Annotated in this window: 16 protein-coding genes; 2 read left to right on the top strand and 14 right to left on the bottom strand. The window is 60.6% G+C overall.

The genetic code is table 11. The features are described 5' to 3' along the window. Positions 1 to 71: 71 nt before the first annotated feature. From J2X35_RS19775 to J2X35_RS19765, 3 genes are all read right to left on the bottom strand, one after another. Positions 72 to 1,382 carry an anti-CBASS protein Acb1 family protein gene (locus J2X35_RS19775; RefSeq protein ID WP_310189355.1) on the bottom strand — a complete coding sequence of 437 codons (1,311 nt, stop codon included), beginning with the start codon at positions 1,380 to 1,382 and terminating at the stop codon, positions 72 to 74. Between the two features lie 313 nt (positions 1,383 to 1,695). Then, entirely contained in the window at positions 1,696 to 3,180 is a 1,485-nt protein-coding gene (gene terL / locus J2X35_RS19770) for a phage terminase large subunit (RefSeq protein WP_310189353.1), read from the bottom strand. Continuing rightward, positions 3,137 to 3,394, bottom strand: a complete 258-nt coding sequence (locus J2X35_RS19765; RefSeq protein WP_310189349.1) for a hypothetical protein — start codon at positions 3,392 to 3,394, stop codon at positions 3,137 to 3,139. The genes terL and J2X35_RS19765 overlap by 44 nt, the downstream gene beginning before the upstream one ends. A gap of 162 nt (positions 3,395 to 3,556) precedes the next feature. Between J2X35_RS19765 and J2X35_RS19760 the strand changes: the two genes are divergently transcribed. After that, complete coding sequence (locus J2X35_RS19760) at positions 3,557 to 3,970, top strand: hypothetical protein (protein WP_310189347.1); 414 nt, start codon at positions 3,557 to 3,559, stop codon at positions 3,968 to 3,970. Continuing rightward, positions 3,949 to 4,323, top strand: a complete 375-nt coding sequence (locus tag J2X35_RS19755; protein ID WP_310189344.1) for a hypothetical protein — start codon at positions 3,949 to 3,951, stop codon at positions 4,321 to 4,323. The genes J2X35_RS19760 and J2X35_RS19755 overlap by 22 nt, the downstream gene beginning before the upstream one ends. 227 nt (positions 4,324 to 4,550) lie before the next feature. On the opposite strand, the gene J2X35_RS19750 is transcribed toward J2X35_RS19755, so the two are convergent. The 11 genes from J2X35_RS19750 to J2X35_RS19705 all read right to left on the bottom strand — a co-directional run bounded on the left by J2X35_RS19750 (position 4,551) and on the right by J2X35_RS19705 (position 12,029). Next, positions 4,551 to 5,234 carry a hypothetical protein gene (locus J2X35_RS19750; protein ID WP_310189341.1) on the bottom strand — a complete coding sequence of 228 codons (684 nt, stop codon included), beginning with the start codon at positions 5,232 to 5,234 and terminating at the stop codon, positions 4,551 to 4,553. A gap of 271 nt (positions 5,235 to 5,505) precedes the next feature. Then, positions 5,506 to 5,946: a hypothetical protein gene (locus J2X35_RS19745; RefSeq protein WP_310189339.1), complete on the bottom strand. Its 441-nt coding sequence runs from the start codon at positions 5,944 to 5,946 to the stop codon at positions 5,506 to 5,508. Next, positions 5,936 to 6,112 carry a hypothetical protein gene (locus J2X35_RS19885; RefSeq protein WP_405023248.1) on the bottom strand — a complete coding sequence of 59 codons (177 nt, stop codon included), beginning with the start codon at positions 6,110 to 6,112 and terminating at the stop codon, positions 5,936 to 5,938. The genes J2X35_RS19745 and J2X35_RS19885 overlap by 11 nt, the downstream gene beginning before the upstream one ends. Beyond that, on the bottom strand, positions 6,109 to 6,585 hold the full coding sequence (locus J2X35_RS19740) for a helix-turn-helix domain-containing protein (protein ID WP_310189336.1): 477 nt from the start codon (positions 6,583 to 6,585) through the stop codon (positions 6,109 to 6,111). The genes J2X35_RS19885 and J2X35_RS19740 overlap by 4 nt, the downstream gene beginning before the upstream one ends. Then, a complete protein-coding gene (locus tag J2X35_RS19735) occupies positions 6,582 to 6,740 on the bottom strand; it encodes a hypothetical protein (RefSeq protein ID WP_310189332.1) in 159 nt (52 codons plus the stop codon). Before J2X35_RS19735 ends, J2X35_RS19740 begins: the two co-directional genes overlap by 4 nt. Next, positions 6,737 to 7,102 carry a hypothetical protein gene (locus J2X35_RS19730; protein WP_310189330.1) on the bottom strand — a complete coding sequence of 122 codons (366 nt, stop codon included), beginning with the start codon at positions 7,100 to 7,102 and terminating at the stop codon, positions 6,737 to 6,739. The genes J2X35_RS19735 and J2X35_RS19730 overlap by 4 nt, the downstream gene beginning before the upstream one ends. Beyond that, positions 7,102 to 8,535, bottom strand: a complete 1,434-nt coding sequence (locus tag J2X35_RS19725; protein WP_310189328.1) for a DnaB-like helicase C-terminal domain-containing protein — start codon at positions 8,533 to 8,535, stop codon at positions 7,102 to 7,104. The genes J2X35_RS19730 and J2X35_RS19725 overlap by 1 nt, the downstream gene beginning before the upstream one ends. Then, positions 8,532 to 10,379: a DNA cytosine methyltransferase gene (locus J2X35_RS19720; RefSeq protein WP_310189325.1), complete on the bottom strand. Its 1,848-nt coding sequence runs from the start codon at positions 10,377 to 10,379 to the stop codon at positions 8,532 to 8,534. Before J2X35_RS19720 ends, J2X35_RS19725 begins: the two co-directional genes overlap by 4 nt. Beyond that, positions 10,379 to 10,945: a hypothetical protein gene (locus J2X35_RS19715; RefSeq protein WP_310189323.1), complete on the bottom strand. Its 567-nt coding sequence runs from the start codon at positions 10,943 to 10,945 to the stop codon at positions 10,379 to 10,381. The genes J2X35_RS19720 and J2X35_RS19715 overlap by 1 nt, the downstream gene beginning before the upstream one ends. Then, positions 10,939 to 11,241: a hypothetical protein gene (locus tag J2X35_RS19710; RefSeq protein WP_310189321.1), complete on the bottom strand. Its 303-nt coding sequence runs from the start codon at positions 11,239 to 11,241 to the stop codon at positions 10,939 to 10,941. The genes J2X35_RS19715 and J2X35_RS19710 overlap by 7 nt, the downstream gene beginning before the upstream one ends. Beyond that, entirely contained in the window at positions 11,241 to 12,029 is a 789-nt protein-coding gene (locus J2X35_RS19705; RefSeq protein ID WP_310189319.1) for a site-specific DNA-methyltransferase, read from the bottom strand. The genes J2X35_RS19710 and J2X35_RS19705 overlap by 1 nt, the downstream gene beginning before the upstream one ends. Between the last annotated feature and the right edge of the window lie 2 nt (positions 12,030 to 12,031).

Below are 12,031 nucleotides of genomic sequence, written 5' to 3'. Positions count from 1 at the left end.
CCGGACCAGCGCCGGGCCGGCAAGTGCTGACCGCCACACCAGGGGGGTCAATACTGGATGCCGATAGAGGGTCAAAGTTCAACGCCGATTGACACGTATTCCTCGATTGCGGCTTCCAACCCTGGCAAGCTGCCATCCTCGACGAAGGTGTTGACCAGCGCGTCGCTCAGCGCCTCAACCGGCAACAGCGTGCCAGCGGCGGAGCCAGCAAGCGCCCGTGCCGCATCCGACTTCAGCTTGAAGATGTCGGCCTTCTCCTTGTCGGACAGGCCCCACAACGGCGCCCACTCGTAATAGACGTCGGTTGGGCGCGATCCCAAGGCGGACCGGATCAGGCACTCATCCAGCCGATACATGGCCGGCGTCATCTCGACCTGCTGCATGGCGGAGAGGCGGTCGTAGTAGTTCCGAAGATCGCTCTCGCCGGTGGCATTCATCCCTGACGGAGCCTGACCCAACAGGCGCGTAGCCGGGATATCCGCTGCACCGGAGACGATCTGCAGGAAGCGATCCATCACATCGGGCAGCGTGGCGAATGAGGCCTGCTTGCTCTCGTATTCCTCCTCCTTGTCGAGAACGAGCGTACCGTTGATGCCCTTGGCGGTATTGGCGAGGGTGAAGCGCTCCAGCAGCCGCTGCTTGTAGCCCTCATCCTTCAGCGAGGCCATGAAGTTCGGCACGCGAATGATGTCGATCTTGGCCTCGAACACCAGGCTCGCCACGTTGCCCGCCGTGCTATCGGCATTCTTGATCGCATCGAGGATGGACAGGAGAACGCTGTCGCCCCATGCGAAATCATTGGCGCCGACGAATTCGATGTCGGGTTGCGCGTTGCCCGTGAAGACCACCAGCCGCGAGGGATGAATTCTGACCTGCGTCTTGTCGCCGGCCGTCATGGTGTAATAGGCGGGCCGTCCATAGAACTCGCTGGCCACGTCCCTATCGATCTCGCCGACGCTCAACTGCCGACGGGTCAGTACCGTCAGATACTTGATTCCGCCCTTGCCGACCCGCTCGACATCGAGGGGTTTGAATAGGTCAGCGTCTCCCGTCCCGATATGGATGGCAGCACCGCCCCACAGGCGAGCCTTGATGCGGGCTTCGAATACCTTGCCGCGGACGTTGAGGCGGTTTTCCTCGTTCTCGATGTCCTCGATCTCGCGCCCTTCCGCCTGCCAGTCGCGCCATGCCCTGACGCTATCGAAGGCCGGAACATCGACGATCTTCCGCGGCAGCCAGGCACCCCGGTAGGCGTTGAGCAACTGTTCATCGCTGATCAGCGGCGTGCCGTAGAAGCTGGCGGATGCCTTGTCCCGCTCCGTCCCCATACGGGAGACGAGATTGGTCAGGCTGTCGCGGGCAAGCTGGATTATGTTGCCCATTGCGACCTCCTAGCGTACCACTTCCCAGCGACGGGGGCGTAGATATGAGAATACTACTTGCGATAAGTGTTGTGCTTGCGGTCGGGCAACGGCCAGCATTCGCATATTACTGCAGCGAGCCTAGTGCGCCATCCTGTGCATCCGACTATGGCGCTTTCGATGATCAGAATGACTTCGAAAGCTGCAAGAGCGACATGGAAAGCTATCAGTCTGACGTCGAAACATACCAGAACTGCATGAGGCGGAATTCGCAGCAGGTGATCGACGACTACAATTCCGCTGTTAGCAGTTTCAACGATCGCGCGAACAGCAACTAAGCCACATTGTCCAGAGTGTAGGTCGAGCCAAGCGCCAGCTCGTTCAGCGCATCGGCGAAGGCATCGACCTGGTCGTCATGCTGCGCATTGGGGAACGAGCACACCTCATCGAGGAAGGTGCCGTTCCAGGTCCCGCGCACCAGCCTGACATTGCCTGCCTCGGCCTGAGCCGACGCCGGTTTCGCACGCACCGCCTTTTCGCCAGTCGGCCGAACCACAATGACATCGTACCCGGCCAACAGCTTGACCTTGGTGGCTGCGTCCGACTTACCGGCCGCACCTGGGTCTTCCGGTATCCTGATCCTGATGCCAAGCCCGTCCTGGCTGGCCGTAGCCTTCAGGTTCTTCTCGACATCGCCGGGCGACCACCGATCGCGCCTGACATCCTCGACGTAGAAGATGCCGGCGGCGTAGGCCATCTTGAGCCCGACGGTCCAATCCGGTTGCTTGCCCGGTTTCGGTTGGGTAGCCGCGAAGTCCCATGCCCTGCAGCGAACCGCACCAGCTGGAACCGCATCGACAATCTCGAAGTCGCCGCGCTGGAACATGCCACCGGTGCGCGGCGTTGGGCGCTGCTGATACTGTCCGGAATAGGCGTATGAGCCCTTCGCCCTTTTTAGGCGCTCGATTTCCGTCGCTGGGAACCGCTCCGGGAATAGAAGCTCACCCTCTTCCGTTCGGGGATCTTCGAAGAACAGTTCTCCGTTAACGTAGGTGCGGCAGGCTCGCTCTGGATCAAACTCCATCGGAAAGTTCAGGTGGACGAAACCGATGTCCAACTCCAGCGCAACAGCTGCCACGTCCTGCTCGTGCAGCCGCTGCATGATGATGACAATTGCCGAGGTGGCCGAGTCGTTCAGACGGTCGGTTATGCCCTCTCGGAAGATGCGGACGGTCGTGCCCCGTTCTGTCTCGCTCTCGGCTGTCTCGGTCGAATGCGGATCGTCTACCTTTACCCGATCGCCGCGGCCGCCGGTCATCGAGCTGAACGGACGGGCCTCACTGAAACCGCTTCCCGTGTTCTCGAATTTCCCCTTGGCGTTCTGATCGTCCCGCAGCGCGAGCGGCCACAGCGTCTGGAACTTCTCGCTCTCAATCAGGCGCCGCAGCTTGACGTTGTCGCGAAGAACGTTGGGCTGGCTGTACGAGGTTGCCAACACTTGAATATCGGGTCGCCCCAGCGGTCCCCATTCCCATGCGGTCCAGAAGACCAGCAGGAGCGATTTCATCATGCCGGGAGGCACGGTCATGAGCAGGAACTGGATCAGCCCATCTGACACGGCCGTCAGGTGCTTACACATGGCCAGCAGTGCCCAGCCGAATTTCAGTTCCTTCTTCGGTTCGAGGATCGGCCAGAATTCTTCGATGAACCCAGCGAGCGTTTGGCACCGCGCCCTGATCCGTTCAGCATCCAGCGTGACCCGTTGACGTTCGGCCTCAGCCTGTCGCCTCGCCCTCTCCGCCCTGATCAGGCGCATCATCGTCGCCGGGTCCGGCAAGCGGACCGAAGATATCTTCGAGTTGAGCGAGCTCATCACCACTCAGTCTTGTGAGGTCGACGGTCTGGATCGGGCCACCGTTGCGGCCGGTGTGCTGCATGGAGGCAAGCTTAGGATGGACATATGGTGCTGCAGCCTTCGCCATGTCGTCGCGCCGCTGGTCCGTCGCCTTCGGGTTGCGCATCACCTTCAGCATGTATTCGAGCGGGGTTGCGCCCGTTGCCGCAACCTTCGCCTGACGGGCAGCAGATGCTTTATTCGGTGCACCACGCTTGCGCCCGGCGCCAGGTCTATTGCCTCCACGTGCCATGTTTGATTGTTTGATTTCGGGGTTGATTGTTTTTCAAAGGGGCGGGAGATGAAGCGAACTGATCTACAAGCCTATGCGCAGGCCAAGGTAGACGACTCAATTTTGCTTCTGAATCACCACCGATGGTCAAACGCATATTATCTCGCCGGATATAGCGTCGAGCTCGCACTAAAAGCGTGTATCGCGCGGCAAGTTTCCACCGACACCATCCCAGACAAGGCCATTTTGAATGGCGTTCTTTCGCATGAGTATGGGAAGCTTATCGGGTTAGCCGGCCTGAAAGGCGACCTTAAAGAAGCGCAAGACGCCAACGCAGATTTTGCCGCCAATTGGGGTATTGTGAGCGAGTGGTCTCCTGACGCGCGCTACCGGGGGTGCGCAGCCATGGAGGCGCAGTTGATTGTTCAAGCAATAATGGATCCAAACAGCGGAGTACTGCCATGGATCAAACGGTTTTGGTAAGCCAAGGTCAAGCACTGACAGCTCGGCTTGATGAGACTAAGATAAAGCCCCGGGCCGTCATGTGGGTGCATCAGCCCGACACCGACACCTGGCGGCTATGGATATGCCCCAACAAGGAAGTCGACGACAAACGCGAATTTTATAGGCTGGTCGCCGAAACCATCTCCAAGCACTCACATGAGTTGTCAGGGCTCGACGTTGGCACTACCGAATACGTGGCGGCCGGTCATCCCGCCATGGTCGGTATGGGGAGATTTCTTAAGATGCCAGGCATCGGAAGTGCTCATTTCAGCGGCAACAGATTCAATAATTTCTACTTGCCCGACGGCATTGTCATCCGAATGGACCTGTAGTCAGGAACGGACTGGACCGCTCGCTTCCCATCCCGGCTTGCGTTCGGCGCGGTGGTCGTAGCGGGATGCCCATGAAGGGGTAACCTGCCACCGTTGGCCTACTTGCTCACGGGCCTTAGCCTCGTCCGTCCGCCGCTCCTGATAGGGTGAGAGGCTGCCAAGGAAGCCGGCCCTCATCTGATCTGGCCTCGCATTTCGAACTTGTGCAATTTTTGCACTAGTTGGACCTAAGCCGCCTTCCGCCGCCTAGCCTCACGCTGGCGCCTCATCTCGTTTCGCTTGGCGGCCCATGAGAATGCCGACTGCGGCTCACCCTCCATGAAGGGAGAAAAAGCGCTATCTGCCATCCATGAATTGAGGTGATCTCTTTCGCCCGCATCTTCTTCGAGCGTAGCGGAAACATCCCCGATTTCATGGCCACATGACAACACCCTGATTTCGGCAGTTTGTTCATGCAAATGGCGTTTCCCGGCCAAATGGTCTGAAATGCGCTGCAAGGCGCGGTCTTTTCGCCTCCGGCCTGTCTCAGGATGGATACCCTCCTTATCGAAGCACCAACGGCGGAATGACTTGCCGCCAGCCTTCGCTCGTGCCCATGCCCATAGAGCACGACGTTCGGCATCGTCTCCAGATGCCATGAGCCAGTCAAATACAGCTTCGATGGCAGTCACCTCGGCGGCCGTTGGCATCGCGGCAATACGTTCCCAGAATGCCTTGCGCTCCTCGGCATAGGGATCGGCACCCTTGGGAAGCTTGTCGCCATGTTCCTTGCGCCAACCGGCTTTGTCGGCGAAGTCGTGGACATAGGGAAGCTGTTGCGCCCGGAGCGCGCCTGGCCCGACATGCTCATGGCTGTTGCGGTCGATCTCGGCCGCTCGGATGAAGATGTTCGCGATGTCGCCGATGTTCATGCTGCGCTCCCGCCGTCGGTTTTTCCATACCTTAGAAATGCTACCGCACTATCGAGATGCCTCTGCACGACCGCATTGTCGCTGTGCAGTCGGCTGATCATCTTCCAAGCAGCGCAAGCGCCCTGTCGATCTGTCGTGAAACAATCACCGCCCGCTGCGCACTGTCCCGTTTCGAAGCACTCCCACGGCGCGCCGCTTTGACATGCGATCACAGCATCAGCGAATTTCTCGTGGTTATCAGATTTCAGCCAAGCCTCGCGAGGTTGCCCCTTCATCCTCGCCTCCTCTCGTCCAAGAGATCGGGCTGGACCGAACGCGGTCCATATGCCCTCCATATCCGCTCATAGATAAGACCTGCCAACGCGCAACGCATCGAGACATGGCCGCGCAGATCGTGCGTCAGGGCCTGCAGTTCCCCCACCGGCGTCTTGTCCCACACCGCGAGCCACTTGCTGGCATCCTCGACCCACTCCGGACAGGCTCGGATCAGATCCGATGCGGCCCCGAATGCTGCTGCCTCGAGCGCGGCCTTATTGTTCTCGGTTTCCGCCAGCGTGGTCATCACCAGTCGGGCATGTTCCATCCCATGCCGACGAATGATCTTCTCCAACGTGGCGACGGCGCGGGTCTCGCCGGGGCCGGGACAAACCGACTTCGGCACGATCCTCACCGAGAACTCGTCGCATAGGGATTGGACGCGGCTATCGGTCATCGCGCACCTTCTCGACAGTTGTGAACCTATGTCCGCAGGTCTCGCATTGCCGCCGCCGCTTGACACCACTAGCCGTAGGGCGTGTTTCGAGTGTCCGCAGGTCCGGCGACTGGCATTTCGGACATAGCAGGCCGTGTAACGAGGCTGCGGGCTGGTGAAAGTTCATCGCAGCCCTCGCTTCCGAAGCGCATGGATGATCGTGGTATGATCGCGCCTGAACAGCCGGCCCAGCAGCGGCGTCGAGTATTGCCGGCCATTGATCTTGCAGAGCAGATGAACTGCGGCGATAGCGTCATATCTGGCCTCGACGGCAATTCTGCTTCGGCCCGACGCCAAGATGTCAGACGCTTCGAGCCCATGCCAGGCAGCCACCATCGAAATGAGTTCCTTCGGATCGGTGGCGACGTTGCCAGTCATGTCTTGGAGCCGGCGACGGTGTTCGGCCATGGTGCGCTGCAGAGCATCTCGGGCTTGTTGCTCGGCTTCGCGACGGGCGGCCTGCTCCGCAGACCAGCGCAGAGACAATTCGATCAGGCGTTCCCGTCCGGACTTCTTGCGCGGGGCGATGTTGATGCCCTCGTCGAAGACGATCCGTTTCGCATTGGCCATCGTGGCGCGGCCACAGACTGCGATGGTCATTTGGCCCTCCGGATTGCGTTGCCGGAAGTGATCATCACGTGGCCGTCCTCGAACTCGACGCGGATGCTGTTCATGACCTTGGCGCGCGCAGTGACAGCGCAGCGCTGGCCTTTGCGGCCCTGACGGTTCCAAAAGTACACGTAGGGATAGGTCATATCCGCACCCTCCTCGCCGGCAGCCGCTCAACCTTCACCTGACGGCCTTTGACCACGATGGCCCCGAGCGCTGCTTCCTGTGCCTCAGCGGCTTCCCCTGCCCGCTTCTGGCGCCATAGCGTCACCTCATCGGCCAGTGCGTCGCGGTGGACCTGCTCGGCCCTGATTTCCGGGTTCAGGATGCGCTTCACGCATTCCTTGGCGGCTTCGATGGCCTGCGCCGCGCTGTCGCACTCCACAGGCTGGCCTTCCTTGCGGACATAGCGCCAGCCATCGGTCAAGAACAGCTTGAACAGCGGTCGATGCTTGCCGTTGATCGCCATGGACGAGTAGTCGGGGAGGAAAGACGGAGCCTCGCTCATCACATGAACCCTTCGAATGCTGCTGGCATGTCAGCGGCGCTTGACGAAAAGCGCGTGAACTCGGCCTCAAACCTGATTTCCTGAGATGTGCCTGGCTCGCCGCGTCGGCGCTTGTGATTGATCAGCCAGGCCTTGCCGCGCGAGTTGTCGTATTTCCCGATCAGCTCCTCCCGCTTTTCCTGTCGGCGCTCCTGCGGGATCAGTTCCTTGTAAAGCGGTTCGGGCCGGTACAGGCTGAACCAGACGTCGAGGTTTTGTTTGACGCCGCCGCCGCCATAGGCATCGCCCATCATCGGACGGAGCGAGCCGCCGGTCTTGTACCGCGCCTTCCAGTCATCGTTGCGCTGGATCAGGATCACGATGGCCACATTGAGCGACTTCGCGAGAGCCTTGAGACCGCGGTACAGCGCGTTGATCCTCTCCGCGAACAGATCACCGGCCTTGCCCGGCAGGTTGATCATCTTCGCGTGGTCGATGACGATCAGGTCCAGCCCGACCGACTTCTTCATCGCTTCGGTACGGATGCGAATGTCGGACAGGCTGCAATCCGAGAACGGTACGATGTCGAAGGGAATATCCATCGCCCGCGACAGTTCGGCCTCGATGTCGGCTTTCTCTTTGCTGTTGAGCGTGAAGGCGTCGAGGCGTCCAAGCGATATGCCTGCGGCCTGTGCAGCCGCTTGAAGCGCCGCCTCCTCCTCGGTGATCTCGATCGAAAAGAATGCAGCCCTGTAGCCGACCATCGCCGCATGGCGAACCTGCTGCAGGCTGAACGAAGTCTTGCCGCCGCCGCTGTCCGACATGAAACCGATGAGGTTGCCACGGCGGATGTCGCCGGCAATGGAGGTGATCTCCGGCAGGAACCACGGAATGAGCGCCGAAGCGTCTTCGCTCGACTTCTGCGCCCTGTCGATCGCCTTGGGCAAGAGCACGCCGTACTTGAGCGACGCAGCCCGTTCGTTGCCCTCCTGGGCGATCTGCGTCAGCCGATCTGCCGTCACTGAGATGATCTTTTCCGGCGTCATATCCACCGGCATGTTGCGGGCCAGCGCATCGAGGTCTTGAGCGACGCCGATCAGCTTCTGGCACGCCCACATTTCGATGATGGCTCGGGCATAGTCATAGGCGCCGGAGACGGTGACAGCCTCGGAAAACAGCCGCACCACGTATTCGAACATGGTCTGCTCGCCAATCATCTGATCCGGCAGGTAAGGCTTGACCGTGATCGGGTTCACCGCCCTGCCCTCGGCGATCATGGTGCCGATGATCTCGTACAGACTGCCGTGGATCGGCTCATGGAAGTGCGAAGCTTTGAGGAAGCCGGCAACCCGCCAGTAGGCATCACCGGAATGCAGGCACGCTCCGAGCAAAGCCTGTTCGGCTTCGATGGCATCGGGTAGCGCGGGGCGGAAGTCTCTGCTGTGCGCGTTCACTCTGCCGCCTCCCGAAAGTCAGCAGCCTCTTTCCGCTTCGGGGCGGCATCGGCCATGATCGACCCGACACAGGCCTTCATCTTCGACACCGACACGGCGTTGCCGATCTGCTTGATCTTCTCCGTTTTCGTGCCGGCGAACTCGTATTCCTGATCGTCGGTATTGAAGCCCATGGCCGCCGCCAGTTCGTGAGGCTCCAGCATCCGGAAGAGGATGTCGTATTCGGCGGTTGCCTCAGCGAGCGCGAACTCGCCGCCCTTGGCCGTCGTCATCGTCGCCAGCGGGTCTATCTCGACATCGCGCGGTTGCGCTCCGCCGTTGAAATTCGTGACCGGCACCACCATCCCGAACCGGTTCTTTGCCGTGGCGGTCGGCAACGGCTGTTCCATGCTCTGGAGGACTTCGCCGGAACCCGATCCATAATAGGCGGAGATCAGCGCAGTCGCGCCTTTCGCTGGGGTGGTCGGGATTGGATCGCTCACGGCGCGCGGTGCGCCACCCGAGGCCTGCGAAAGCACAAACGGCTCGACCAGAAACCCGCCGCCATCGCAGTTTGCCGTCGGCGTCGGTTCTTCCAGGGAATGCGCCCGCACCCCTCCATTGTCGCCGTGGCGGTTTAGGATGAAGGGCTCGACTACCGCATAGGAACTCCCGTCGCCATGTATCGCCCCGAGCGGACTTTCCATGTCATGGGCTCTGCGGCTGTAGGGGTCCGCGTCGCGCTTGTCTGTGCCGTGCGCCACTGTCACAAGCATAGGTCGAGCGCACCCTTCACGCCTGTCCGATCCAGCGCCGCCCGTCGTGATGGTTGGAAGCGGCTCGTTTGATGAGCGAGGCGCGCCGCTGTTGTTCACCGACAGCAGCAGCGGTTCGGCAAGCCAGACGCCGCCCTTGGTATCAAGTGTCGGGATCGGCGCTTCGGAAACAGACAGCGCCTGGTTCCCCTTCCTGCCGTTCATGATCACCGGCTCGGCAAGCCCGATATGCCCGCCGTTTGCTGCGATACTCGGCAACGGCCCGTCGACGCTCTTCCCGTCCATGTGCTGGCGAAGGATGACAAGGAATGGTTCCGGCCACCCAAACTTCTGCGCGCCGGCATAGATGCGGGCCAAGGTTTTCGGTGCGAGAGCCTTCTTCCGGTTGAAGATGGATTTGCCCTTGATCTGCCAATCGATGATCTCGCGCGCCGGCCTCCATGGCTTTGCGCCGGAGAACAAGTCGAAGTTGACGGCATCGGGCTTGCGGTGCGTCGGCATCGGCCACGAGACGCGGCGGCGATCCGACCGCGCCATGAGGATGAACCGCTGCCGCGTCGTGGCGTCGCCGTAATCGGCGGCGTTCAGCTTCCGCCATTCCGGATCGAAGCCGAGCCTTTTCAGGGTCTCGATCCAGGCATGGAAATATTCGCCCTTGCGTGATGCGATGGGCTTGCCGGTGCGATGGTCGACCGGACCCCAGCCGATGAACTCCCAGACGTTCTCGATGATGATCCGCTTGACCCGCAGCTCGGTCAGCCATGTGATGATGTGCCAGGGATCGGAGCGCTGCTGGTCGCTGGTCGGCTTGCCGCCGCGCGCCACGCTGTGATGCGTGCACGTCGGCGAGGCCATGAGAAGGTCGAGATAGCCTTCCGGCACCAGCAGGTGCGGCCGCACAGTCGCGATGTCTTGGACAAAGTGCCGGGCCTCGGGATGGTTGAGCGTGTGCGTCTCAATAGCGGTGGGCCAGTGGTTGACGCAGACCAACTCCATCTCGAGCCCAAGCTCGGCGAGAGCGCGGGCCGCGCCGGTCGACGAACCGCCGGCACCACAGAGCAGATCGGCGACGAGCATCTTCTTCGCCATCAAGCCGCCCTCGCTTCAATCATCCGACACGTCTGGCTAGCCTTGCCCGCGAATGCGATTCCGACCGCATCGGCCATGTCATCATTGGTGACGACGATCTTGAGTTGGGCACAGCGATCACGCACCGCCCGCTTCCAGTCCTTGCGCTGCCATCCTGGCCGGGTGCCGAAGCCTAGGAACTGCTTTCGCCAAGTCACCGGCGCGATGCACTCGAACGGAATATTGAAGGCTCCGATGATCGCGGCACAGGCGCCCACCATCTGGTTTGACGAGATCACGGCATTGAGACCGGAGCCGCTGGCTTCCTCGAGCTTTTCCTCGCCCATGAACTTGACCTTGCGGACCTGACGGGCGGGCTGGGACCGGATTGGCATTTCGATGACGATGAAGTCGGGACGATCCGTCTTGATCAGCTTCATCAGAGCGAAACCGAGTGATGCCGATTTGTGCTCGTAATCGTCACCGACGGCTTTTAGGACACCGGCACGGATAGCCGAGAGATTGGCGGCGGTGTCGTACAAGCTCCAGCCGGTAGATTGTGAGGGATCTAGCCCAAGGATCAGCATGGAACCCTCGCGGCTTTCGAACGTATTCTTTGGTTCGTGTTGTGTACGAGTGAGTTTCGGCTATGCCGTCCAACGATCATATCGCCCGCCAGAAAGCCCAGCGCGCCGCCGTCGAGCGGATCAAACAGCGGGTCATCATCAGCTCGAAGCGGTTTAGAACCGGACATGACCCAGAGTTTCGTGTTCTGGTCCAAGGCAAATCTTACAATGTCGGACCGCGTTCCCTCGCTTTTCTGGAGGAAGGCAGATCGCCTGCTGATGTCGGACTGACGCCTGTCGAAGATGATGAGTGACATCAGGCGGCCTCCCCGCCGAAAAGCGGCCCAGCACCGGCATCAGGTCCGTATTGTCTCCCGCCTATCCGCTCGATAGCCACCTGAAACCAATGCGGAAGCGCTTCAATCCCGATGAATTGACGACGTGTCAGGCCACAGGCGACACCCGTTGTCCCTGAGCCCATGAATGGGTCGAGGATGACGTCGTCGGCTTGGGTGAAATCGATAATGAGATTCGAGATTAGGTCGACCGGTTTTTCGGTCGGATGCCTGCCGTCGCGAAAGGGCGCGTTGGTTCCGTATGTCCAGTAATTTCGTTTGCCGCCGCCGTTCCATCGGGAGTGTCCTCTGCCGCACCAAACAGCGACGAAGGCCTCCACTGCCATTGCCGGCCCCTGTCCGTTGAACTGAGGCGCGCTGTCCGGCTTCACCCAGAAGCAGGCGCGTTTGTAGCGGGCGCCGGCCGCCTCGAAAGCATCGCGCCAAGGTGCGATCCCTTCCGGGGTGCAGAAGACGAGAGCCCAACCGGAGCAGACGCGAACAATCTCATTTGCAGCGTTCTGGCGAATTGGCTCGATGCTGGTGAAATCCAACATCTTCATCTCGACGTAGCCGTCATTGCGGATTTTTCGGCCGCGGGGATGCTCGGTCTCATCCTTACCGACGTGCATGTGATTTTCGTACGGAGGATCTGCGAGCACGCAGTCCACGGACTTGTCGGCGAGCACTGGCATGACCTGGAGGCAGTCACCTGCGTATAACGTCACCCGCCCGTCCAAGAACTGCCGATAGTCGGGATGGACGGACATGC

Origin of the sequence: Mesorhizobium sp. BE184 (genome assembly GCF_031457045.1) — a bacterium.
Lineage (GTDB): Bacteria > Pseudomonadota > Alphaproteobacteria > Rhizobiales > Rhizobiaceae > Mesorhizobium.
This window is presented reverse-complemented; position numbering and strand designations above follow the sequence as displayed.